The organism is Streptomyces sp. SKN60 (assembly GCF_026236535.1).
Classification (GTDB): Bacteria; Actinomycetota; Actinomycetes; order Streptomycetales; family Streptomycetaceae; genus Streptomyces.
The window spans coordinates 185170-209051 of sequence record NZ_JAHTMW010000002.1 but is presented as its reverse complement, the minus strand read 5'-3'; the positions used below and the strand labels follow the sequence as shown (position 1 = coordinate 209051).

Below are 23882 nucleotides of genomic sequence, written 5' to 3'. Positions count from 1 at the left end.
TCACGCGCTGAAGGCGCCCGGGTGCAGCTGGTCGCGGGTGGCGATGTACTGCTGGCGCACGGCCTGTCCGACCGCGAGCTCCTCGCCCGCCTCGAAGACCTGCGCCGCGGCGCCCTGCCAGGCCGGCGGGACGGCGGGGGAGAGGGTGCCCTGGGACACCCCGAGCGCCCAGGCCGCCTGCCGGGCGGCGCCGAGCGCCGCGTACTCGGCCGGCTGGGGTACGACGACCTGCGCGCCGAACAGCGCGGGCGCCATGGCCTGCACCGCGGGCAGCCCGGCGGCGGCCCCGAGCAGGAACACCCGGCGCACCTCGACGCCGCGCCGGCGCAGCACGTCCATCGCGTCGGCGAGCGAGCACAGCATGCCCTCGAAGGAGGCCCGGGCCAGGTGTTCGGGCTTCATGGACTCGCGGCGCAGCCCGCTGAGCGTGCCTGCGGTGTGCGGCAGGTTCGGGGTGCGCTCGCCCTCCAGATAGGGCAGCAGCACGAGCCCGGAGGCGCCGGGGGTGGACTTCAGGGCGAGCGCGGACAGCTCGTCGAGCGACTCGGCGCCCAGCATCTCGGCGGTGCCGCGGAGCACCCGTACGGCGTTGGAGGTGTGCACTACGGGCAGGTGCATGCCGGCGGCGTCGGCGTACGCGGTGATCGTCCCGTCCGGGTCGGCCGGGGCCTCGTGGTGGACGGCCATCACGGAGCCGGAGGCGCCGAGGGAGACGACCGCGTCCCCGGTGCCGAGGCCGAGACCGAGAGCGGCCGCCATCGTCTCGCCCGTACCGGCCGAGATCAGCAGCCCCTCGGGGGTGGTGCCGGCGGCCTCGGCGGGCCCGAGCACCTCGGGCAGCGCGGCCTGGTGCCCGAGCGCCAGCTCGACGAGGTCGGGGCGGTAGGACCCGGTGCGGGCGGACCAGTAGCCGGTGGCGGAGGCGGCGCCGCGGTCGGTGGTGCGGCGCGCGGGCCGGCCGAGCAGCTGCCAGACCAGCCAGTCGTGCGGCTGGAGGACGGAGGCGATCCGCTGGGCGTGCTCGGGTTCGGTGCGGGCGAGCCAGCGCAGCTTGGCGACGGGCATCCCGGACTGCGGCACGGCGCCGACGGCCCCGGTCCACGCCTGCCGCCCGCCGAACGACTCGACGAGGTCGGCCGCGGCGACCTGGGCCCGCTTGTCGTTCCCGACGAGCGCCGGCCGCACCAGGGCGCCCTGCGCGTCGAGCGGCACGATCCCGTGCCCCTGCGCGGCGACCCCGATGGCCTGCACGCCTTCGAGCAGCCCGCCGGTCGCGGCGTCCCCGAGGGAGAGCAGCCAGGCCTGCGGGTCGACGTCGGTCGCCTTGGGTTCCAGGGGGTGCGGGGCATGGCCCTGCCGCAGCACGGCACCGGTGTCGGTGTCACAGACGACGATGCGCGTGGAGTCCGTAGAGCTGTCAAGGCCGGCGACTATCCCCATGGCACATGATTCTGCCGTACGCCGGGTCTTTCCGGCGTACGGCGGGTGATTCCGGGTTCGGCCGCCCGGGTTCAGGTGTCCGGGTTCAGGTGTTGCTGGTTCCCCAGTCGTCGTCCTCGAACTGGGCGGACTGCCGGCTGTAGTGCCCGTTGTGCTCGCGCCGCGACCGGATCTTCCCCGGGATCCGCTGCGCCTGGTCGCCGACCACGTGCAGCGCCCGCCCGGCGGCCTGCCGCCCGCCCTGGGCGGCGGACTCGGCCGCGTTGCGCACCGCGGGGTTCCCGGCGACCTGCTTGGCGGACGACTTCATCCGCTCGTACACCTCACGCCCGGCCCGCGTCCCGATCACGAAACCGAGGCCCAGTCCGGCGACGAAGACCAGCTTGTACCGCACGCTGCGATCCTTCCCTGGACGCCCTGGGGATACCGATTGGCGGAGCACCCCCCTGCTTGCGCTAATCTATGTCTCGCAGCGAGCGCCCGCTCCCCGGCAAGGCCGGAGGTGGGACCGTTCGTCGCAACGCAGCAATCCCCTGTAGCTCAATTGGCAGAGCAGCCGGCTGTTAACCGGCAGGTTACTGGTTCGAGTCCAGTCGGGGGAGCGCGATCCCCTGTAGCTCAATTGGCAGAGCATTCGGCTGTTAACCGGAGGGTTACTGGTTCGAGTCCAGTCGGGGGAGCCATCGGAAGAGGACCCTTCGGGGTCCTTTTTCGTTTCCCCTGGAACCGCCGACGGGACGGGTGAGTCCTGTTGGTTGAGCATGGCCGACCATCCGGAGCAGGAGATCGTATGAGCGGCTATGCTGCGGCAGACGGCGCGCACACTTGTACGCGCCGTGGTGTTCGGGGCGGTAGCTCAGCCGGTTAGAGCAGCGGACTCATAATCCGTCGGCCGTGGGTTCGAGTCCCACCCGCCCCACAACAGCAGAAACGTAGTGACCAGCGGAAACGCTGGTTTCACGTTAACGCCGACACGGTGTGCGCCACGCCGGCGCCGCACCGACGCGCCGCACGATCCCTCGTATGGCCTCGATCAGGACCAACCTCCGGAAGTCCGGAGGGACCTCCTGCGCCGCCGTGTGGCGAGCCGCCGGCACCCGAACGGGCCGCTGGTGCCGGATGTACACCGTGCGTGATCTGCTCACGGCTGCCGCCCGGAGGGCGTAGGTGTCAGTCGAGTACCCCGGCTCCCTCGGGCCGCTCGCCGGGGTCCGGGTCCGTACGGACGGCTTCGCGCGGTACGGGCGTGACGTCAGGGCCGTATCGGCGCAGCAGCCACAGGCCGTAGGCGGCATGGAAGACGTACACGCTCGCCTGCCACCCGTCCGGCGTCGTACCGGGTGAGTGGATCTGGAAGAAGTCGTCGAGGCCGTGCACGACGCACATCGGCCAGACCGAGCCGATGGCGTAGCGCAGAGCGGCACAGGTGAAGCCGAAGAGACCGGCGGACAGCATCTGCCACAGCGTGTCGTCGAGCGGGGCGCCGAAGAACAGGTAGTTCTGGACGTGCCCCGCGCCGAACAGGACGGCGACGCCGGCCGCCGCACGGACCGGACCGACCGGATGCAGGGCCTGCTGCACGAGCCCACGGCTGTAGATCTCCTCGTTGAGCCCCACCAACAGCAGTGAGACCAGCCCGCTGACCAGCACCCTCGTGCTGCCGCTGAGCCCGACGGCGGCGTACGAGCAGGCGATCAGCAGCATCGGTGTCGCCAGCCACCAGCGGCGCGGCCGGCCGAGCACGCTCACGCCGGAGACCCGCAGCCGGCCCCACCGCCACAGCACGAACCACACGCCGGCCGCGCAGACCGCGTTGACGAGGACGGCGCCGAGGTCCGGGAACCACGAGGGCGCCAGGGGAGGCAGCGCCACCTTGGCGAACAGCAGCAGCACGGTATGCCAGGCAAGGGTCAACTCCACCGCGCCCCAGAGGGGATGACGGATGACGTGGCCCTTCCAGCGTTCCATCATGGCGTGGGCGACCGGTCCATGAGCTGCCCCCCCTACTCATCGCCCAGCTGGTCGTGGGCCCTGCCCATCTCGGCGATGAAGGCCGCCGGGTCGCTGTCGTGGCCACGGATCAGCGCGTGCATCCGCCACCGCCCGGAGGCGTCCCGGACGAACTCTGCGATCGTCGCGGCATGCGCTCCGGCGACGCGCGTGAAGTCGTCCTTCAGCAGCTCCGTGTACTTCTCGACGACCAGCACGCCGGCATTGCGTATGTCGCCGAATGTGCGCGGACCGTCGTCCTGGTGGATGACCACACCGACGACGACCCGGCCGTAGGCGGAGGCCAGCCGGTCGAACTCCAGGACCATCACCTCGACGAATCCGAAGCCCTGCCCGGTCGTGCTGTGCCGGGGCATGGTGATGGTGCCGTCCGGCGAACGACTGTCGTAGTGGACGACGTAGACGGGCCGGCCGTACCAGTCGGAGTCGGCGTAGGTCGCGGCGATGATGTCGAGGTGGCGTGGCCGCTCTCCCCACGGGCTGGGATCCCACTTGAGTCTTACCTCGATCCGCCCGAGGCCCTCGCCGACACCGCTCACCGGACATCCCCTCCCCCACCCGCCGGCGCGGAGCCGCACTCCCCGCCACGGGCAAGTATGGCCGGTGAACAGCGATTTGACGCCCCTCGTCGGCCTTGTCGGCCCCCAGCCGGTCGGTGCCGGTCAGTCCGTGCAGCCGGGCACGGTGCTCGGAGCGCAGTTGGTGGGCAGGTTTTCCGTGACTGCGGTGGAGTTCAGCGTTACTTGGCCCCCGGAGTTGAGGATGCCGCCAGGGGCATTGAGGGCGGCGTTGTTCGTCACCCGAGTGTTGCTGAGCGTGACCGATCCTCCTCGGTTCGCGATGCCGCCGCCCTGTCTGCTGTCGAGGGCCCCCTGGGTGACCCGGTTGGCGAAGATCTCGCCCCCGGTCATCTGCAGCGTGCCGTAGTTGTTGATGCCGCCGCCGATGGCCGCCGACGAGTTGCCGCGGATGACGGTGTCGGTCAGCGTCACGTTCGCGTCGGGCGCGATCATGATGCCGCCACCGTCGGCTCCGGCGGAGTTGTCGAGCACTCTGCTGTCGCTCACCGTCAGCCTCCCGTCCACTTCGATCCCCCCGCCCTGGCCGCCGAGGGAGGTGTTGCCGCTGACCGTGCTGTTGCGGAAGGTCGTGACGCTCTGGGGGTAGTCGAGGTATCCGGCGCCGTCGCCCAGGCTGACGTTGTACATGAGGTCGCTGTTCGAGACGGTGACCGTGCTGCTCTCGGATGCGATGCCACCGCCGCCTTCGTCGGCGTAGTTATGGATGATCTTGCTCCGGTCGACCGAGAGCCTTCCGCCGCCGTGCACCCAGACGCCGCCCCCGAAGGCCGTCGGGGCGCGGCCGTTCCGTACGGTGAGACCGCCGAGCCGCAGGTCTCCGTTCGGCCCGCTGACCTCGAAGATCCGGAACTCCGGCGTGCCGGTCTGGGTGCTCCGCCTGATGGTGCTCCCGTTGCCGACGAGGGAGATCTGGCTGGTGATCACCGGCAGGCCGTTGGCGTCGTTGTGCGGTGTCGTCAGCGTGTACTGGCAGCCGAGGGCGAGGACGAGCAGGCTCGGGCCAGGGGTCGCGTTCGCCCGGGCGATGGCATTCTTCAGTGCGGTCTGCCCGCAGGGCACGAACTCCTGGGCCGTGGCACTCGTCGGTACGCTCACGACCGCCGCAACCGCCATGGCCGCCGTGACGATCCCCGTGAAGGCAGTGCGTCCGGCGTATGTGGTCTGTCTTGTCTGTCTCAGCACAACCGTCCCCATCCGATCAGTACGACTACTGAACGCAACGTAATCGTGACGCAGAGTGGGCGCACATTGATCATGATCGGCTGCACGGCGGCCGGCGGGGCGGTTGATGTCAGTCGCGGTACGACCGCAGCTGCCAGACCCTGGCGCTGTCCAGGCGGGCGGCGCCGCCCTCGGCGAAGAGGCGGATGCCGTCGCTGTCGGGGCCGGGGAAGATCTGGTCCGTGATCACGGCCTCGCCGTCGCCGCCGAACACCTCGACGGAGGACCAGTCGACGAGGACGCGGAGCTGGACCTTGCCGTTCCGGGCGGTCAGCGGTGCGCGCTGGACGCCGGGGAAGTCGTCGTGGAAGTCCACCGCTCCCGATCGGGTCCGGTCGACGTACAGCTCCTGGGTCGCGGTGTCGTAGCCGATGACGGTCTCCTGGCCCGCGCCCGTGCGCACGGTGAACCCGAAGCGTTCGGCGTCGCCGAGGGTGAAGGTGGCCCGGATGTCGAGCGCCTTGCCGTCGGCGCGGCCGCCTGCCAGTGGTACGGAGCCTTCCGCGATCTGCACGTCGCGCACGCCGACCGCGGTGCCGGAGCGCAGCGACTCGACCGTGGACACGGGCTGCTGGGTGAGCCGGAGCCGGCCGTTCACGGTGCGCAGCGCCATCTCGCGGGGGATGCTCTGCGCGCTGCGCCAGGGGGAGGTCGGGATGTCGTTGCCGTACTGCCAGTTGTTCATCCAGCCGATCATGCGGCGCCTGCCGTCCGGGGCGTCCTCCCAGGAGACGGCCGCGTAGTAGTCCTTGCCGTGGTCGAGCCAGGAGGCCCGGCGGACGCTCGGGACCGCCGGCCGGTCGGCGGCGACGAAGTGGTCGGCCAGGACGTGGCCCCAGCCGCCCCGGTTCATGTCGACGATCTGGACGACGGCCTGCTTGCCCTGGTGGGCGCGCAGGTCGAAGGAGGCCCAGTCCAGGCTGCCGCCGTTCCCGCCGGTCTCGCTCTGGACGACCTCGCCGTCGACGAGGAGATTGACCGCCGTCTCGGTCGAACGGGGGCGGGCCGGGGTGTCGGACAGCATGACCTGGTCGAGCAGGATGTGGCCCCAGCCTCCGGTGTTCCGGTCGACGACCTCGATGTGCGCGGTCCGGCCGGCGAGGTCGCCGACGTCCCAGGAGGCCCAGTTGAGCTCCTCGGAGTCGGCGCCGGTGGCGCTGCGCACGGTCTTGCCGTCGACGACGAGCCGGACGGCGGTGGGCGCTTCGGATCCGGAGGGGTGGTGGCCGCCGCCGACGAGGAAGTTGATGTGCTTGGTGGTGAGGGTGAACTCGGGCGAGGTGAGGGTGCCCGTGGTCCCGTCGCCGTCGAGGAAGCTGTTCACCAGCCCGCCGCCGTCCTGCCCGGTCACCGGGTTCTGCCCGGGGAGGGTGCCGTGCGCGGGGCCGTTGCCGAAGGCCGTGCCCGTGGTGGTCCAGGAGCCGTAGCCGTCCTGCTCGAAGTCGGCGAGGACCTGTCCCGCGGGTGCGGGGGAGTCGCCGATCACCGCGCCGGGGACGTGCGGGTGACGGCCGCCGGCCACCTTGAAGTTGAGGTACGGGCTGTCGACGGTGAAGGGCGGCGAGGTGAGGGTGCCGGTCTCGGCGTCCCCGCCGTGGAAGCTGTCGACGAACCCCTTGCCCTCGAAGCCGCTCGTGCCCGACGTCCCGGGTGCGGGCGCGGGGACCGGTCCGTCGCCGAAGGCCGTGCCGGTCGTCCGCCAGGTGCCGTAGTCGGCACCCTCGAAGTCCTGCACCGTCACTCCGGGTGGAGGCGTGTACGAGCCGTCGTCGTCGGGCGTGAAGCGCTTGCCGTCGAAGTCGCCGACGAAGTACTGGGCGGCCGAACCGCCGGCGATGCCCCCGGGGTTGATGTTGACGACGAGCACCCACTTGACGTGCCGGGGGTCGCCGTCGACGGGTAGCGGGAACAGGTCTGGGCACTCCCAGACGCCGCCCACCGCGTTCTGCGGGCCGAAGTCGCTCAGATGCGTCCAGCTCTTGAGGTCCTTGGAGGAGTAGAACCGGACCTTGTGCTCGGCGGACAGCGACACCGTCATCAGCCAGCTCCTGGTGGGCGCGTACCACTGGACCTTGGGGTCGCGGAACTCCGTCGACCCGATGTCGAGCACGGGGTTCCCGGCGTACTTGGTCCAGGTGCGGCCGCGGTCGGTGCTGTACGCCAGGGACTGGGCCTGCTTGCCACCGTCCTTGAAGTGGCTGGTGTAGACGGCCACCATCGCGGGGTTCTCCGCGGTCCCGAACCCCGTCGTGTTGTCGTGGTCGACGACGGCGCTGCCGGAGAAGACCATCTCCTTCTCGTCGTGCGGGAGGGCGAGGGGGAGCTCCTGCCAGTGCACGAGATCCTTGCTGACGGCGTGGCCCCAGGACATGTCGCCCCAGGTGTTCCCGTTCGGGTTGTACTGGTAGAAGAGGTGGTACTCGCCCTGGAACCAGACCAGTCCGTTGGGGTCGTTCATCCAGTTCTTCGCGGGGCTGAAGTGGAACTGGGGGCGGTACGTCTCCGTGTACGGACTGCTCGCCTCCGCCGCCGCCCGCGGGGCGACGGAGGTGGCGGAGGTGACGGTGAGCGCGCAGGTCGCGGCCGCGGCGACGACGAGACGCAGCGGGACACGGCGGTGGGCGGTGGCTCGGCTCATGGTTTCTCCTGCACTGGGTGCGACCCGGGAAAACCGGTGTCATCGATGACATGTGACAGCGATGACACCCGATGCGGAGTGATGATGTGGGGGTTCCGGGCGGCCCGTCAATGGCCCGGACCGAGTTCGTCCCGCCGCCGGTCCGGTCGCCGGTCCCGTCGCCGGTCCGGTCGCCGGTTCAGACGGCAGCGCGTCCCGCCGCGGGCGCCGGCAGCCGCAACTGCCCGGCCCACGGCGGGTTCGGCCCGATGACGCCGCAGGTCAGCGCCGCCACCCGGGAGGCGAAGACGCAGGCGTCGAAGACGTCGTCGACCCGCAGATCCGTCAGTCGACCGCCAAGGAGACCCTTGGCTCCGAGGTGGTGCAGGAGCCCCGCGGTGAAGGAGTCGCCCGCGCCGACGGTGTCGACGACGTCGGTCGGGGGCGCCGGTACGACGACCTGCTCGCCGTTCAGCGAGGCGACCGCGCCGCGCTCCCCGCGGGTGATCACGACCAGCGGGACGCCCGCCGCGTGCCAGGTGTCGCAGGCTCGCTCGATCGTGTGGTCGGGCAGGAGCAGTTCCAGGTCCTCCTCGCTGAGCCGGAGGATGTCCGCGAGCGCGCACCAGCGCGGCAGGCGTTCGCGGTAGACCTCCGACCCGACGAGCAGCGGCCGGACGTTGGGGTCGACGGAGATGGTGGCCGTGGCGGCGGCGCGGCCGAGGAACTCCTCCACGACGGGGCCGCCGGGCTCGCGCACCAGGGCCAGGGAGCCGGAGTGCAGGCAGGCCGTGGAGGCGAGGTCCGCCGCGGCGAGTTCGTCCGCCGTCCACTGCCAGTCCGCGGTGCCCTGGGCGTGGAAGGAGTACGCCGCCCGGCCCTGGGGGTCGAGCTCGGCGACGGCCAGCGTGCTGGGCTCCGGCGCGGGTACGGCGGCCGTGAGGTCGACGCCCGAGGCTTCCAGGTGGGCGCGGAACAGACGGCCGAAGACGTCGTCGGACAACCGCGCCAGGAAGCGGGCGGGCGTGCCCAGGCGGGCGAGCGCCACCGCCGTGTTGGCCGGGCCGCCGCCCGGCAGGACCCGCAGGGCGAGCTCGCCCGGCGCGGGCGCGGGAACGGTGAAGGCGTCCGCGACGCATTCTCCGAGGACGGTGACCAGAGGCAGGCGCATGACTCGTTCTCTCCAGACGGGCGGGTGAGGCGGCGCGGACGGCGTTGCGGATTTGTGACGGCGTCAAGGCATTGACGTTTCCGGGTGACGGAGTTCATCATCCTCCGCAAGCGGTGTCAACGATGACATCTGTCAACGCTGACATCACCTCCCTCCGCCTCGTCCAGCAGGAGATCAGCCATGCTTCGCAGAAACCGCACCCTCCGCGCCGCCACCGGTCTGACCGTTCTCGCCGCCGTCTCGGCGCTGACCCTGACGGCCTGCGGCGCCGGTGCGCAGGGAGGATCCGGCGGTGGAACCAAGGTCGGGCTGATCACCAAGACCGACACGAACCCGTTCTTCGTGAAGATGAAGGAGGGCGCCGAGCAGGCCGCGAAGGCCAACGGCGTCGAACTCGTCAGCGCGGCCGGGAAGTTCGACGGCGACAACGCGGGCCAGGTCACCGCGATCGAGAACATGGTCAACTCGGGTGTGAAGGGCATCCTCATCACGCCCAACGACTCCAAGGCGATCGTCCCCGCCCTGGAGAAGGCGCGCACCAAGGGCGTCCTGGTCATCGCGCTCGACAGCCCGACCGAGCCGCAGGACGCCACCGACGCCCTCTTCGCCACCGACAACGTCAAGGCGGGAGCGCTCATCGGCGGGTACGCCAAGGCGGCGATGGCCGGCAAGCAGGCGAAGATCGCCACGCTGGACCTCGCGCCCGGCGTCGCGGTGGGCGTGCAGCGCCACCAGGGCTTCCTCAAGGGCTTCGGCGTCGCGGAGGGCGACCCGTCGGTCGTGTGCATGCAGGACACCGGCGGCGACCAGGCCAAGGGCCAGACGGCGATGGAGAACTGCCTCCAGAAGTCCCCGGACATCAACGTCGTGTACACGATCAACGAGCCGGCCGCGCTGGGCGCCTACACCGCGCTCAAGGCGAAGGGCCTGGAGAAGAAGGTGCTCGTCGTCTCCGTCGACGGCGGCTGCACCGGTACGAAGGCCGTCAAGGAAGGCAAGATCGCGGCGACCTCGCAGCAGTACCCCCTCCAGATGGCCTCCCAGGGCGTCAAGGCGGTCGCCGAATTCGCCAAGAGCGGCAAGAAGGTCTCCGGCTACACCGACACCGGCGTCACGCTCATCACCGATGCGGCCAAGCCGGGTGTCGACGCCCAGGGCACCGCGTACGGCCTGGAGAAGTGCTGGGGCTGAGCCCCGGCGCGTACCCCTGACGGCTCGTACCCCTGAGGTCCCCCTGACGGCTCGTACCCCTGACACACCCCGATCCGCCGCCCCGCGCCGCCCATCGACCGACCACCGGCAAGGACCACCATGACTGCCACCACCCTGCCCTACGACCAGTTGAAAGGACCGACCACGGTCCGCCGGCTGCTCGCCACACCGACCACGGGCCCACTCGTCGCCCTGTTGCTCGCCTGCGTCTTCTTCTCCCTGACGACCGAGCAGTTCCTCTCCGGCGGCAACTTCTCGCTGATCGTCCAGCAGGTGATGGTGGTGGGCACGCTGGCCATCGGTCAGACCCTGATCATCCTCACCGCCGGCATCGACCTCTCCTGCGGCGCGGTCATGGCGTTCGGCAGCATCGTCATCGCCAAGGCGGCCGCCCAGGGCGGCCTGCCGCCACTCGCCGCGATCGCGCTCGGCCTGGCCGTCAGCGCGGCCTTCGGGCTGGTCAACGGCCTGCTGGTGCGGCTGATCCCGCTCCCGCCGTTCATCGTCACCCTCGGCATGCTGAACGTGGCGTTCGCCCTGACCCACATCTACTCGGCCGAACAGACGGTCACCGACCTCCCGGCACCGCTGACCGCCCTCGGCGAGACCTTCCCGCTCGGCAACACCGACATCACCTACGGCTCGCTCGTGACGATCGCCCTGTTCCTGCTCTTCGCGTACGCGCTGAGCGGCACGGCCTGGGGCCGGCACGTGTACGCGCTCGGCAACAGCCCCGAGGCCGCCCGCCTCAACGGCATCCGCACCTCCCGGCTGACGATCGGCCTCTACACCCTGGCCGGAGCCGTCTACGGAATCGCCGCGCTGCTCCTGATCTCCCGCACCGGCGTCGGCGATCCCCAGGCCGGCCAGACCGACAACCTGGACAGCATCACCGCCGTCGTCCTCGGCGGCACCAGCCTCTTCGGCGGACGCGGCTCCGTCCTCGGCACCTTCATCGGCGTCCTCATCGTCGGCGTGTTCCGCAACGGCCTCCAGCTGATGGGCGTCGCCTCCATCTACCAGACCCTGATCACCGGCGTCCTGGTGATCCTCGCCGTGACCGTCGACCAGATCTCCCGGAGGAAGGCACGATGAGCACTCCCGATGCCACGATCACGCCCGTGCTCCAGGCCCGCGGCCTGGTCAAGCGGTACGGCCATGTCACCGCCATCGACGGCGCCGACTTCGACCTGTTGCCCGGCGAGGTCCTCGCGGTCATCGGCGACAACGGCGCCGGCAAGACCAGCCTGATCAAGGCCCTCACCGGCGCGCTCACCCCCGACGAGGGCGAGATCCGGCTGAACGGCGAGCCCATCAGGTTCAGCGGGCCGCAGAGCGCCCGGCAGCACGGCATCGAGACCGTCTACCAGGACCTCGCCGTCGCCGCCTCCATGGACATCGCCTCCAACATGTTCCTCGGGCGCGAGCTGCGCCGGCCGGGCTTCCTCGGCAGCGCGCTGCGCATGCTCGACAAGAAGCGGATGCGCCAGGAGGCGGCGGCCCACATGGCCGACCTCAAGATCGGGCTGCGGTCGCTGACCCAGCCTGTGGAGACGCTCTCCGGCGGGCAGCGCCAGGCCGTGGCGGTCGCGCGGTCCGTCGCCTGGGCGTCGAGCGTCGTCGTGATGGACGAGCCCACCGCCGCGCTCGGCGTCAAGGAGTCCGGGCAGGTCCTCGACCTGATCCGCCGGGTCCGCGACAAGGGCATGCCCGTGGTCCTGATCAGCCACAACATGCCGCATGTCTTCGAGATCGCGGACCGCATCCACATCCACCGGCTCGGCCGCCGCGAGGCGCTGATCAAGCCGTCCGACCATTCCATGGCGGAGGTCGTCGCCATCATGACGGGGGCGCTCAGGGTGAGCGACGATGGAGGTACCGTCGTCGCGGACGCGGATGCCGCCCAGGCGGCGGGCGTGTCCGCCCACTGAGTCGCCGCCGGCGGACACCACGCCGACGACAGGGTCGCCGCACAGTCAGGACAGCGGGCCCGGCCCGGGCAGGGGCCGGGCCCGACGAACGCACAGGAACGGTGGTACATGGCCGCGAACCGCCGCCCCACGCTGGCCGATGTCGCCAGGGAAGTGGGCGTCAGCGCGAAGACGGTGTCCCGGGTGCTCAACGAGGACGGGCCGAGCTCCCCGGAGACCCGGGAGCGCGTGCTCGCCGCCGTCGCGAAGCTCGGCTTCCAGCCGAACCTCATGGCCCGCAACATCCGCGTCGGCGGCCCCGACACCACCGTCGGCCTGGTCGTGCCCGACCTCGGCAACCCCTTCTTCGGCACCGTCGCCGGCGCCATCGAGGACGCCGTACGCGGCCGGGGGCTCACCCTGCTCATGGGCTCCTCGGCCGAAGACCCGGACCGGGAGCGGGCGTTGATCCAGACCTTCCTCGCCCGCCGGGTCAGCATGCTGATGGTCGTCCCCGCGTTCGGAGCCGATCACAGCCACCTCAAGGCGCCGCGCACGGCCGGACTGCCCGTGGTGTTCCTCGACCGGCCGGGGGTCGGACTGGCCGCGGACTGCGTGGTCAGCTCCAACCAGGCCGGCGTCCACGAGGGCGTCGCCCACCTCGTCGCCCGCGGCCACCGCCGCATCGGCTTCATCGGAGACCTGCCCACCAGGCTCTACACCCGGCGCGAGCGCCTCGCCGGCTACCGCTCGGCGCTCGCCGAGGCCGGCCTGCCCTACGACCGGACGCTGGTGACCGGCGCCCACAGCCAGGACGGGGCCGCCGCCGAGACCACGGCACTGCTGAACCTGCCGAACCCGCCCACCGCCCTGTTCGCGGCGAACAACATGATGGCCCTCGGGGTCATCGCCCGACTCACCCGCGCGGGACGCAAGGACATCGCCCTGGTCAGCTTCGACGACCTCCCGCTCGCCGACGTCCTCGAACCGGCCCTGACCGTCGTGGCCCAGGACCCGGCGGCCATCGGCGCGGCGGCGGCCAGGACCGCCCTCGCCCGCCTGGACGGCGACCGCACCCGCGCCCGTACCGTCATGGTCCCCACCCGTCTGGTGGTCCGCGGCTCCAGCGAACCGCTGGCGCACCCCGTCGATCAGGCACCGGCCGGGAACTGAGCTCCCGCCCGGATCACGGCCCGGATCACGGCCCGGCCGCCAGGAGCTCCGCCACGGCGGTGGACAGTTCCGCGGCGCCGGTGAAGTGCAGCGCGGTGATGCCGACGGCTCGGGCGCCCGCCACGTTCGAGGGCTTGTCGTCGATGAAGACGGCCGCTTCCGGCGCGACGCCCACGAGGTCGAGAGCCCGGGTGTAGGCCGCCGGGTCGGGCTTGGTGGCGCCCAGCATGCAGGAGAAGAGCAGCGGCTCGAACCGGGCGGCGACCTGGGGGAGCACCTCGGGAAGCGCTTCGAGCAACAGCGCGTCGTTGTTGGTGAGCAGCGCCGTGCGCAGCGGCCGCAGGCCGTCCACCAGGGCGAGGACCCGGTCGTCCGGCTCGAAGGCGGTGCACCACAGCTCGTGGAGCGCCGCGGGGCCACCCGTGTAGCCGAGCTCCCGCTCCAGCGTGGCGTGGATCTCGGCGGCCGAGGCGAGGCCGCGATCCCAGCGCCCGACCAGCCCGGACTCGTACAGTGCGTGCCGCACCTCGCCGGCGCCGAGGCCGCACGCGTCGGCCAGCGCGCCCAGCCGTCGCTCCGGATGGAAGCGGCAGACCACGTCCCCCAGGTCGAAGAAGATCACCTCTGGTCGCATGGGCCGACCCTAGCCGGACGAGAGCCCGAGAGCCCGCTGCCTCGACCGGAACGTGGTCCTCAGCTGGTGGGCGTGTCGAGCAGCGCCGTGAAGGCGACCATCGTGACCACGACCGCCAGCGGCGCCGCCACCGCGAAGCCGACGCGACGGGCGGCGTGCCGGGCGCGGCGGGGGAGGGACCAGGCGGTGATCAGCAGGACCAGAGCGACGAGCAGGCCCGTCATGGCGACGGGGAACGCCACTTCGAAGCTCGCGTCGAAGCGGTCGGCCTCCGCCCCGTTGCAGGAGTCGCAGGCCATCGGGGAGAGGCCCGCGTAGAGGAGGGCGAAGAAGCCCAGGGGGAGCGTGACCACCGTCGAGACGAGCGGGGCGATCCAGCCCCCGGTCACCCGTGCGTCGGGATCGTACGCGGCATCGTTCATCTGCATGGGGCAAGCCAAGCCGACCGGCCGCCGGGGCGGATGAGCACCCGTACTCATCCGCCCCGCCGTCAGGTGCCTAGTACGTCAGCTGCCTAGTACGTCAGGATCCCCGGGTCCGTCACGCCCGCCGCGCCCGTCTCCACGTGGCCCGCGAGGCGGCGCACGTAGTCCGCGGTCGAGGCGGACGTGATCGTCACGTCGTACCAGCGGGCGGAGGAGGTGAGGGGGACGGAGTGGGTGACCGTCGCGGACTGCGGGACGGACAGAGTGACCGGGGTGCCGGCGTAGGCGTTGGTCACCGTGACCGTCGTCGACGGGCCCGCGTTGGTGAAGGTCAGGTCCAGGGCGCCGGTCGTCGCGTTGTGGCGGGCCGTCACCTCCGGGACGGCGGTCTTGCCGGGGGAGCGGAAGCGGCGGAGGAAGCCGTTCGGGCCGTGGACGGTGAGGTCGGTGGTGCCCTTGCTGTACTTGGTGTTCCAGGTGTCGGAGAGGGACTTGCCCGCCTCCGTCGTGTACGTCCACGGCGCGTCCGTGCGGTTCGCCGAGGTCACGTAGAACTGCGCGCCGGCCGCCGGGCCGCCGCCGAAGGTGAGGCGGAAGGTGCCGGCGGACGTGTCGGCGACGCCGTCGACGTAGGGGGCGTAGGCGAGCGGCCGGGTCGGCTTGGCGCCCGGCTCCTGCCGGGGCATGGCGCCGACGGCCGGGGCGGTGGCCAGGAAGTCGGGGTGGCGGTTGCGGTCCGGCGGGTAGTAGCCGTCCGTCGCGGGCAGCGCGGCCGGCGTCGTCTGCGTACGCGTGAAGTCGAAGGCCGAGGTCAGGTCGCCGCAGACGGCCCGGCGCCACGGCGAGATCTGCGGCTCGCGCACCCCGAAGCGGGTCTCCATGAAGCGGATGATCGACGTGTGGTCGAAGGTCTCGGAGCAGGTGAAGCCGCCGGTCGACCAGGGGGAGACGACGATCATGGGGACGCGCGGGCCGAGACCGTACGGGCCCGCCGTGTAGCCGGTCTTCCCCGGGAAGTAGTCGAGCGTGGTGGAGACGGTCGACAGGCCCTGGGAGGCCGAGGCGGGCACGTACGGCGGGACCACGTGGTCGAAGAAGCCGTCGTTCTCGTCGTACGTGATGAAGAGCGCCGTCCGGGCCCACACGTCCGGGTTCGAGGTCAGCGCGTCGAGGACCTGCGCGATGTACCAGGCGCCGTAGTTCGCCGGCCAGTTGGCGTGCTCGGAGAAGGCCTCGGGTGCGGCGATCCAGGAGATCTGCGGGAGCCGGCCGGCCTGGACGTCGGCGCGCAGGACGTCGAAGAAGCCGTCGCCCGCCTTGGCGTTGGTGCCGGTGCGGGCCTTGTCGTACAGCGGGTTGCCCGGCTGCGCGTTCCGGTAGGTGTTGAAGTAGAGCAGGGAGTTGTCGCCGTAGTTGCCGCGGTAGGCGTCGTTGATCCAGCCCCACGAGCCGGCGGCGTTCAGGCCGTCGCCGATGTCCTGGTAGATCTTCCAGGAGACCCCGGCCGCCTCCAGGCGCTCGGGGTAGGTGGTCCAGCCGTAGCCCGCCTCGGCGTTGTTGAGGACGGGGCCGCCGCCCGTGCCGTCGTTGCCGACGTACCCGGTCCACATGTAGTAGCGGTTCGGGTCGGTCGCGCCGATGAACGAGCAGTGGTACGCGTCACAGATGGTGAACGCGTCGGCGAGGGCGTAGTGGAACGGGATGTCCTCGCGGGTGAGGTGGGCCATCGTGGCCTTGGTCTTGGCCGGGATCCAGTTGTCGTACCGGCCCTTGTTGAAGGCGCTCTGGCCGCCGGCCCAGTCGTGGTTGAGGCCCTGCAGGAACTCCATGCCGAGCTTGTCGCTGGTCGGCCGGAAGGGCAGCGTCTCGGTCCTGCCGTCGGACTGGTGCCAGACGGGCTTGCCGCTGGGCAGCGTCACCGGGCGCGGGTCGCCGAAGCCGCGGACGCCCTTCATCGCGCCGAAGTAGTGGTCGAACGAACGATTCTCCTGCATCAGGACCACGATGTGCTCGATGTCCTGGACGGTGCCGGTGGTGCCCTGCGCGGGTATGGACGCGGCGCGGGCGATGCTGTCGGACAGCAGGGTGAACGCGGCGGTGCCGCCCGCCAGTTGCAGGAACCGGCGGCGATTGAGGTCGGCCATGGGGGAGACGTCCTCCGGGGTACGAGCGGACAGGGGCTCGGTGCGGAGCCGGCCGGGAGCCGGTCGCGAGCGCCCCAAGAAGAGCGCCCGCGAACCACCGCCCGGCGGCCGTCCCATGACTGCCCGTCGTACGTTCGGCGAATCCCCCGTGCCCGAACGTGAAAACTCACAAACGAACGCCCCCGGGGTCAATGGCACCCCGGGGGAGGACGATTGTCAACAGAAGTCCACTGGAGGCCCGTTCGGGCTCCGGTGGACGGCTTCTTACTCGACGACGAGGTCGACCTTGATGTTGCCGCGAGTCGCCTTCGAGTACGGGCAGAACGCGTGGGTCTTCTCCAGGAGCGCGCGGCCCGCCTCGCCCTGCAGGTGGTCCGGGAACTCGGCGCGCATCACGACCGCCAGGCCGAATCCGCCGTCCGCCGCGTCCTTGCCGATCGAGACCTCGGCGGTCACGGACGCCTCGGAGATGTCGATCTTCTCCTTGCGGGCCACCACGCCCATGGCGCTCGCGAAACAGGCGGCGTAGCCGGCGGCGAAGAGCTGCTCCGGGTTGGTGCCCTGGCCGTTGCCGCCGAGCGCGACCGGGTGGGCGAGCGGGAGGTCGAGCAGGCCGTCGGAGCTGACGGCGCGGCCCTCGCGGCCGTTGGCGGTGGCGACTGCGGTGTAGATCGCGTCCATGAGTGGTCTTCCGTTCCTGTCCGAGGAGGTCGGGCGGTGGGTCGTGCTGCCGCCCGCATTCATTTGTAGCGCGCCATTCAGTTGTGCACAACTCAATGGCGTGTGATCCAGCTCTCCCGTACCCTGGAGGGCATGGACGAGGACTTCCTCCGGCTCGACAGCCAGATCTGCTTCTCCCTGCACGCCGCCTCCCGCGCGTTCAACGGGGTCTACCGCGGCGCGCTCAAGGAGCTCGGCCTCACCTACCCCCAGTACCTGGTGATGCTGGTGCTCTGGGAGCACGGCGAGCTGCCGGTCAAGGGGATCGGCGAGCGACTCCGGCTCGACTCCGGCACCCTCTCCCCGCTGCTCAAGCGCCTGGAGGCGGCCGGCTACGTCGAGCGGCGGCGCAGCGCCGAGGACGAGCGGTCCGTGACCGTACGGCCCACCCCCGAGGGCACCGCCCTGCGCGAGCAGGCCCTCGGCGTCCCGCGCGGGATCGCCGCCGCCACCGGGCTCGACCTCGCCGAGATCCAGGAGCTGCGCGACCGGCTCAACGCCCTCGCGACCCGCCTCGACGCCGTCGACCCCGACGACGTGGCGCGGTGCGTGGCGGTCGCCGAGTAGCGCGATGTCTGTGTCCGACATCCAAATGTAAGGATCCGGGGGCGGTGTCAGTCCTAGACTGCGTCCATGCCCTCGCCCTCGCTCACACCCGCGCGTGACACCACCCTGCGCCGCGCCACCGCCGCCGACGCCAAGCGGCTCACCCGGCTCGTCCGCCGCTCCGGCGCCTACACCGGCGCGTACGCGTCCATGGTCGACGGCTACCAGGTCGGCGCCGCGTACATCGAGCACCACCCCGTCCACGTCGCCGTCGACGCGGACGGCCTGGTCCTCGGCTTCTACGCCCTCCTCCTCGACGAGGCCGAGCTCGACCTCGCCTTCGTCGCCGACGACGCCCAGGGCCTCGGCATCGGCCGCAAGCTCATCACCCACATGCTCGCCGAGGGCCGGGCCGCCGGACTCGACTCGATACGGGTCGTCTCCCACCCGCCCGCCGAGGAGTTCTACCTGCGCACCGGTGCCCGCCGCACCGGCACCGTCCCGCCCGCCGGGCAGATCCACTGGGCCCGGCCCGAGCTGCACTGGGACCTCACCGACGAGCGCCCGGCCGACGCCGCGTGAGCGCCACCCAGACGGCCGAGCCCGAGGAACGCAGGCTCTTCGCCGACCTGACCCCGCTCCGTACCTCCGCCGACTACCGCCGGATCTGGTTCGGCAACTCCGTCACCTGGGTCGGCCAGGGCATGACGACCCTCGCCATCTCCCTCCAGGTCTACGACATCACCCGGTCGACCTTCGCGGTCGGCCTGGTCGGCCTCTTCACCCTCGTCCCGCTGGTCGTCTTCGGGCTGTACGGCGGAGCCATCGCCGACACCGTCGACCGCCGCAAGCTCGGCCTCGCCAGCTCCACCGGACTCGCCGCGCTGTCCGTCGCCCTCTGCGTCGCCGCCTTCGCCGGCTTCCACCGGGTCTGGTTCCTGTACGGGATCGTCGCCCTCCAGGCCGTCTGCGCCGCGCTCAACGCGCCCGCCCGCAGCTCGATGATCCCCCGGCTGCTGCCGGCCGAGCAGCTGCGCGCCGCCAACGCGCTCAACGCCATGACCACCACCTTCGGCACCCTCGTCGGGCCCAGCCTCGGCGGCGTCGTGGTCGGTCTGGCCGGCTACCAGGCCGCGTACCTCATCGACGCGATCGCCTTCTCCGCCTCCCTCTACGCGATGTGGCGGCTGCCCTCGATGCTGCCCGAGCGCGCCGAGGGTTCCAGTACCAAGCGGGCCTCCGTCCTCGACGGACTGCGCTTCCTCGCCACCCGACCCAACCTGCGTATGACCTTCTTCTCGGACTTCTGCGCGATGATCCTCGCCCATCCCCGGGCGCTGTTCCCGGCCATCGCCGTGCTCTGGTACGGCGGGGACGCCAGGACCACCGGACTGCTCGTCGCCGCACCGGCGTTCGGCGCTCTGCTCGGCGGGGTGCTCTCCGGCTGGCAGGGCCGGATCCGGCACCACGGGCAGGCGATCCTGCTCTCGGTCGCGTCCTGGGGCACCGCCATCGCCCTCTTCGGCCTCACCCGCAACCTCTGGCTCGGGCTGCTCCTGCTCGCCGTCGCCGGCTACTCCGACACCGTCTCGATGATCTTCCGGAACACGATGCTGCAGGTCGCGGCCCCGGACGAGATGCGCGGCCGGCTGCAGGGCGTGTTCATCGTGGTCGTCGCGGGCGGGCCCCGGCTCGGCGACTTCCTGGCCGGCTCGGTCGCCGATCTCACCTCCCCGGCGGTCGCCGTCACCGGTGGCGGTCTCGCCTGTGTCCTCGCCATCGGACTGCTCGCGCTGTACGGCAAGGGCTTCCGCCGTTACGACGCCCGGCACCCGGTCCCGTAACGCCCGGTCCCGTAACGCCCGGTGCCGTGATGCCCACGACGTGGCATCCCCGCAACCCCTCGCCCCGAACTGGCGGTTGGCCGCCACGGCACATGTCCGCCAGGTACGCCGGGGGTCAACTCCCGCCCCACGGACCAGACTCCTCGCGACGCCCGGAACCCACCCTTCCCCCGGGTGTCGCGAGGAGTGTGTCGTGATCAGACCTTCCGCAGGAGGAAGGGCCGCCCTGCTCGCCGCGGGGCTCTCCCTGGTGCTGCTGTCCGCCGGACAGACCTCGGCCGCGACGGTTCCCGCCACGTTCGCGCGCGGCGCGGACGGGGCCGGCGCCGCCGACCGGGCCGCCGGCTCGGCGAGCACCACCGTCACCCTGGTCACGGGTGACCGGGTCACTCTCACCGACCTGGGCGGCGGCCGGCAGACCGTCACCGTCGACCGGGCCAAGGGCGCCACCGGAGCGGTCCGCACCGAGACCGCGAACGGCAGGGTCACCGTCATACCCGACGAGGCCCGTCCCTATCTGGCGGCCGGTGTCCTCGACCGCCGCCTCTTCGACGTCACCGGACTCGTCGAGCAGGGCATCACCGGCGACCTGCCGCTGATCGTCACCCACGGAACGGGCACACGTGCGGCGGCCGGGCAGGCCCCGCGCGGCACCGAGACCGTCCGCGCGCTGCCCAGCATCGGCGGCGCCGCCGTCACCGCCACCGAACCCGAGGCCTTCTGGCGCGAGTTCACCCGTACCGCGAGCACCCGGCGGACGGCCCGGTCCGCCGGCGCCACCAAGGTGTGGCTCGACGCCCGTGTGAAGGCCGCGATGGCCGAGTCCAACGCCCAGATCGGCAGCCCCGAGGCCTGGGCCGCCGGACTCACCGGCAAGGGCGTCAAGGTCGCCGTCCTCGACACCGGTGTGGACGCCGGACACCCCGACCTGACCGGCCGGGTCGCCGAGACGAAGTCCTTCATCGCGGGCCAGGAGGTCGCCGACCGCAACGGCCACGGCACCCATGTCACCTCCACCGTCGGCGGCAGCGGTGCCGGTTCGGCCGGCCGGGAGCAGGGCGTCGCGCCCGGCGCCACCCTCGCCGTCGGCAAGGTGCTCAGCGACGAGGGCTCCGGCTCCGAGTCGCAGATCATCGCCGGCATGGAGTGGGCCGCCCGTGACATCGACGCCAAGGTCGTGTCGATGAGCCTCGGATCGCAGGAGCCCAGCGACGGCACCGACCCGATGGCCCAGGCCGTGAACACCCTCTCCGCCGAGACCGGCGCGCTCTTCGTCATCGCCGCCGGCAACACCGGCGCCCCCGGCTCCATCGGCTCGCCCGGCGCCGCCGACTCCGCGCTGACCGTCGGCGCCGTCGACCCGGCCGACCAGGCCGCGTACTTCACCAGCAAGGGCCCGCGCTTCGGCGACCAGGCGCTCAAGCCCGATGTGTCCGCCCCCGGCGTCGGCATCCTCGCCGCCCGCTCCCAACTCCTCCCCGGCAGCGGCCTCTACACCTCGATGAGCGGTACGTCGATGGCGACCCCGCACGTCGCCGGCGTCGCCGCGCTGCTCGCCGAGAAGCACCCCGACTGGACCGGCGCCCGGCTCAAGGACGCCCTGATGTCCAGCTCCAAGACGCTGGCCGACTCCGCCTACGACCTCGGCGCGGGCCGGGTCGACGTGGCCGCCGCGATCAACGCCGATGTGACCGCCACCGGCTCCGCCGACCTGGGCTTCCTCGCCTGGCCGTACGAGGCGAACAAGCCGGTCGCCAAGACCGTCACGTACGCCAACTCCTCCGACGCGCCCGTCGAGTTGAACCTCGCCGTCGAGGGCATGCCGGCCGGCAGCGCGACCCTCGCCGACAGCACCCTCACCGTCCCCGCGCACGGCACCGCGAGCACCACCGTCACCGGCGACGGCACCAAGGCGCCGGTCGGCACCAACTCCGGCCGGATCACCGCGACGTCCGCCGGATCGGTCGTCGCGCACACCGCGCTCGGCCTGGTGAAGGAGGAGGAGCGCTACACCCTCACCGTCCACGTCAAGGACCGTGACGGAGCCGCCACCGCCGCCTATCTCGGCGTGCAGCAGCTGACCGCGGGTGTGGACCCCTTCCCGGTCACCGTCGGCGAGTCCGGCACCCTCCAACTGCGCCTGAAGCCCGGCACGTACAGCGTCGACACCTTCCTCGACGTGCGCGGCTCGCACGGCAAGGACTCCCTCGGCCTCGGCTTCCTCACCGCGCCCGAGATCGTCCTCGACCGGGACCGCGAGATCACCCTCGACGGGCGGCAGCTGCGCGAGATCCGCGCCGAGGTCGACCGGCGCACCGAGACCCGGCAGCTCCTGATGGAGTTCGACCGCAAGGCGAACGGCGCCTCCTACGGCGGGGCCGTGCAGGTCCCGATGACGTACGACTCGATCTTCGCCGCGCCCACCGCGAAGCCCGCCACCGGCAGCTTCGAGTACCGCACGGTCTGGCGGCTCGGCAAGCCGATGCTCGAAGGCACCGCAGGCGGCGGCGTCGGGCTCGGCGAGCTCACCCCGCAGGCCGGCAGCGGCCTGCTCGCAGGCCGCCACCGCCTCCCCGTGGTCGACGCGGGCACCGGCACCGCCGCCGAGTACGCGGGCGAGGACGTCACCGGCAAGGCCGTCCTCGTCCGCCGCACCGCCGGCGCGGACACCGCGCAGCTCGCCCAGACCGCCGAGGACGCGGGCGCCGCGGCGCTGTTCGTCACCGACGACGAGCCCGGCCGGCTGATGTCGTGGTTCGGCACCGCCGACTACCAGGACCGGAAGCTGCCCGTCGCCACCGTGAACGCCGCCGACGCCGCCCGGCTCGCGACCGCCGCCGCGCGTGGCGGCCGCCTCGACCTGACCGGCACCCGCTTCACCCCCTTCACGTACGACCTCTCCGAGGGCCACCCGGGCGCCATCGGCACCGACCTGGTCTACCGGCCCGGCGCCCGCGACCTCGCGACCATCGACGCGACGTACCACATGCCGACCGCGAAGAAGGAGCTCGGCGGCGAGTTCCGCTACTCGATCACCGACACCTTCCCGCGCGGCTTCGGCTTCAAGGAGTGGATCGCCTTCCCGGCCGAGCGCACCGAGTACGTCTCCACCGGCCCCGGCCAGAAGTGGCACGAGTCCGTCGACCTCGGCGAGTCCCTGGAGCAGCGCGGCGGCCTGTCGGTCTACCGCGGCGGCAGCGAGCAGGCCACGGACTGGTTCGAGCCGGTCTGGCACCCCTGGCTCGGCACCGGCCTCGGCTGGGGCCAGCAGCGCACCGGCAACGACCTGCGGTTCAACACCCCCGGGTGGGGCGACTCCGGCGCCGACCACACCGGATTCGGCAACGTGTGGAGCGACCCGACGATGACCCAGTACACCGAGGTGTACGTGAACGGCGTCCGCGTCGACCGCAAGAAGAGCTCCGGCGCCTACGCCTGGGACGCCCCGGCCGAGGAGGCCACGTACAGGGTCGTCACCGACACCGCGCTCGACCGCGAGCGCTGGCGGCTCGGCACCAAGGGCCACGCCGAATGGACCTTCCGCTCCGCCGAGACCCCGTCCGACCGGACCACCTACCTGCCGCTGATCAACCTCGGCTTCGACCTCGACACCGACCTCGCCGGCGACGTGCGGGCCGGGTCGAAGGTGCCCGTACGGATCTTCACCGAGTACGTGAAGGGCGCGGCCGGCACCGGCACCATCGGCGCCGCCACCCTGGAGGTCTCCTACGACGAGGGCGCGACCTGGACCAGGACGGCGCTGAACGCGCAGGGCCGCGGCGAGCTGCGCGTCCCGGCCGGTGCCGGCTCCGTCTCGCTGCGGGCCGGCGCGAGCGACGACCGGGGCGGCAGCGTCGTCCAGGAGATCATCCGGGCGGTGGGCGCGAAGTAGTCGCGCGCCCCCCGAACGGGTCGTCCCGGGGCGGGTCCGGGCGCGTGTCCTTGCCGTCGGTCTATGCCCAGGTCAGGCTCCGGTCTGAGCAACCCGGCTCATCAGGAGGTAATTTCATGCGCAAGTTCCTCGCCACGGCCGCCCTGGCCGCCGCCGTCGTCCTCTCCGGCTCGGGCACGGCCCTCGCCTACGGCTACGACGGCGACTCGGACGGCGACAGCGTGACCGTGGTGGACCACACGGTCGTCGTCTGCGGCGACTTCAGCATGTGCGCGGGCGACGCCGCCTGAGCCGCTCTGCCGTCGTCACGGCGAAGGCCCCCTCGAACCGAGGGGGCCTTTC

The 23882-nt window shown here is 71.8% G+C and carries 20 protein-coding genes and 3 tRNA genes; 12 read left to right on the top strand and 11 right to left on the bottom strand.

Annotation, left to right across the window (positions count from 1 at the left end; translation table 11 throughout):
• Both KV205_RS04070 and KV205_RS04065 read right to left on the bottom strand, forming a co-directional pair.
• Complete coding sequence (locus KV205_RS04070) at positions 1-1440, bottom strand: FGGY family carbohydrate kinase (protein ID WP_265862183.1); 1440 nt, start codon at positions 1438-1440, stop codon at positions 1-3.
• A gap of 85 nt (positions 1441-1525) precedes the next feature.
• Positions 1526-1834, bottom strand: coding sequence for a YtxH domain-containing protein (locus KV205_RS04065; protein WP_265862182.1), 309 nt, complete (start codon positions 1832-1834; stop codon positions 1526-1528).
• 135 nt (positions 1835-1969) lie between these two features.
• Between KV205_RS04065 and KV205_RS04060 the strand changes: the two genes are divergently transcribed.
• From KV205_RS04060 to KV205_RS04050, 3 genes are all read left to right on the top strand, one after another.
• Positions 1970-2042 (top strand) — tRNA-Asn (locus tag KV205_RS04060).
• A 5-nt stretch (positions 2043-2047) separates the two neighbouring features.
• Positions 2048-2123: transfer RNA gene (locus tag KV205_RS04055), tRNA-Asn, on the top strand.
• A gap of 162 nt (positions 2124-2285) precedes the next feature.
• Positions 2286-2359, top strand: a tRNA-Ile gene (locus KV205_RS04050).
• Between the two features lie 251 nt (positions 2360-2610).
• On the opposite strand, the gene KV205_RS04045 is transcribed toward KV205_RS04050, so the two are convergent.
• From KV205_RS04045 to KV205_RS04025, 5 genes are all read right to left on the bottom strand, one after another.
• Positions 2611-3411 carry a CPBP family intramembrane glutamic endopeptidase gene (locus KV205_RS04045; protein WP_265862181.1) on the bottom strand — a complete coding sequence of 267 codons (801 nt, stop codon included), beginning with the start codon at positions 3409-3411 and terminating at the stop codon, positions 2611-2613.
• 32 nt (positions 3412-3443) lie between these two features.
• Entirely contained in the window at positions 3444-3989 is a 546-nt protein-coding gene (locus KV205_RS04040; RefSeq protein ID WP_265862180.1) for a TerD family protein, read from the bottom strand.
• Positions 3990-4112: 123 nt separating this feature from the next.
• Positions 4113-5126: a right-handed parallel beta-helix repeat-containing protein gene (locus tag KV205_RS04035; protein WP_265862178.1), complete on the bottom strand. Its 1014-nt coding sequence runs from the start codon at positions 5124-5126 to the stop codon at positions 4113-4115.
• Positions 5127-5322: 196 nt separating this feature from the next.
• Positions 5323-7890, bottom strand: a complete 2568-nt coding sequence (locus KV205_RS04030; protein ID WP_265862176.1) for a GH32 C-terminal domain-containing protein — start codon at positions 7888-7890, stop codon at positions 5323-5325.
• Positions 7891-8068: 178 nt separating this feature from the next.
• Positions 8069-9040, bottom strand: a complete 972-nt coding sequence (locus tag KV205_RS04025) for a carbohydrate kinase (protein ID WP_265862174.1) — start codon at positions 9038-9040, stop codon at positions 8069-8071.
• A 180-nt stretch (positions 9041-9220) separates the two neighbouring features.
• Between KV205_RS04025 and KV205_RS04020 the strand changes: the two genes are divergently transcribed.
• From KV205_RS04020 to KV205_RS04005, 4 genes are all read left to right on the top strand, one after another.
• Positions 9221-10231 (top strand): sugar ABC transporter substrate-binding protein, encoded by a 1011-nt coding sequence (locus tag KV205_RS04020; RefSeq protein ID WP_265862172.1) that lies wholly within the window; start codon positions 9221-9223, stop codon positions 10229-10231.
• 120 nt (positions 10232-10351) lie between these two features.
• Complete coding sequence (locus tag KV205_RS04015; RefSeq protein ID WP_265862170.1) at positions 10352-11347, top strand: ABC transporter permease; 996 nt, start codon at positions 10352-10354, stop codon at positions 11345-11347.
• Positions 11344-12183 (top strand): ATP-binding cassette domain-containing protein, encoded by an 840-nt coding sequence (locus KV205_RS04010; RefSeq protein ID WP_265862169.1) that lies wholly within the window; start codon positions 11344-11346, stop codon positions 12181-12183. The genes KV205_RS04015 and KV205_RS04010 overlap by 4 nt, the downstream gene beginning before the upstream one ends.
• 108 nt (positions 12184-12291) lie before the next feature.
• On the top strand, positions 12292-13335 hold the full coding sequence (locus KV205_RS04005) for a LacI family DNA-binding transcriptional regulator (protein WP_265862166.1): 1044 nt from the start codon (positions 12292-12294) through the stop codon (positions 13333-13335).
• Between the two features lie 25 nt (positions 13336-13360).
• Here KV205_RS04005 and KV205_RS04000 read toward each other — a convergent pair whose 3' ends face one another.
• From KV205_RS04000 to KV205_RS03985, 4 genes are all read right to left on the bottom strand, one after another.
• A complete protein-coding gene (locus KV205_RS04000; protein ID WP_265862164.1) occupies positions 13361-13969 on the bottom strand; it encodes an HAD family phosphatase in 609 nt (202 codons plus the stop codon).
• Positions 13970-14028: 59 nt separating this feature from the next.
• On the bottom strand, positions 14029-14391 hold the full coding sequence (locus KV205_RS03995) for a hypothetical protein (protein WP_265862721.1): 363 nt from the start codon (positions 14389-14391) through the stop codon (positions 14029-14031).
• A 92-nt stretch (positions 14392-14483) separates the two neighbouring features.
• Entirely contained in the window at positions 14484-16538 is a 2055-nt protein-coding gene (locus KV205_RS03990; RefSeq protein ID WP_265862162.1) for a phosphocholine-specific phospholipase C, read from the bottom strand.
• A gap of 264 nt (positions 16539-16802) precedes the next feature.
• Positions 16803-17219: an organic hydroperoxide resistance protein gene (locus KV205_RS03985; protein ID WP_265862160.1), complete on the bottom strand. Its 417-nt coding sequence runs from the start codon at positions 17217-17219 to the stop codon at positions 16803-16805.
• A 132-nt stretch (positions 17220-17351) separates the two neighbouring features.
• On the opposite strand from KV205_RS03985, the gene KV205_RS03980 reads away from it, so the two are divergent.
• The 5 genes from KV205_RS03980 to KV205_RS03960 all read left to right on the top strand — a co-directional run bounded on the left by KV205_RS03980 (position 17352) and on the right by KV205_RS03960 (position 23830).
• The gene (locus KV205_RS03980) at positions 17352-17825 is read left to right on the top strand and encodes a MarR family winged helix-turn-helix transcriptional regulator (RefSeq protein WP_265862159.1); all 474 of its coding nucleotides are present in this window, start codon (positions 17352-17354) and stop codon (positions 17823-17825) included.
• Between the two features lie 66 nt (positions 17826-17891).
• Entirely contained in the window at positions 17892-18386 is a 495-nt protein-coding gene (locus KV205_RS03975; protein ID WP_265862158.1) for a GNAT family N-acetyltransferase, read from the top strand.
• Positions 18383-19648 carry an MFS transporter gene (locus KV205_RS03970; protein WP_265862156.1) on the top strand — a complete coding sequence of 422 codons (1266 nt, stop codon included), beginning with the start codon at positions 18383-18385 and terminating at the stop codon, positions 19646-19648. The genes KV205_RS03975 and KV205_RS03970 overlap by 4 nt, the downstream gene beginning before the upstream one ends.
• Before the next feature lie 193 nt (positions 19649-19841).
• Positions 19842-23540 carry a S8 family serine peptidase gene (locus KV205_RS03965; RefSeq protein ID WP_265862155.1) on the top strand — a complete coding sequence of 1233 codons (3699 nt, stop codon included), beginning with the start codon at positions 19842-19844 and terminating at the stop codon, positions 23538-23540.
• A gap of 116 nt (positions 23541-23656) precedes the next feature.
• Positions 23657-23830 (top strand): hypothetical protein, encoded by a 174-nt coding sequence (locus KV205_RS03960; protein ID WP_265862153.1) that lies wholly within the window; start codon positions 23657-23659, stop codon positions 23828-23830.
• Positions 23831-23882: the final 52 nt, after the last annotated feature.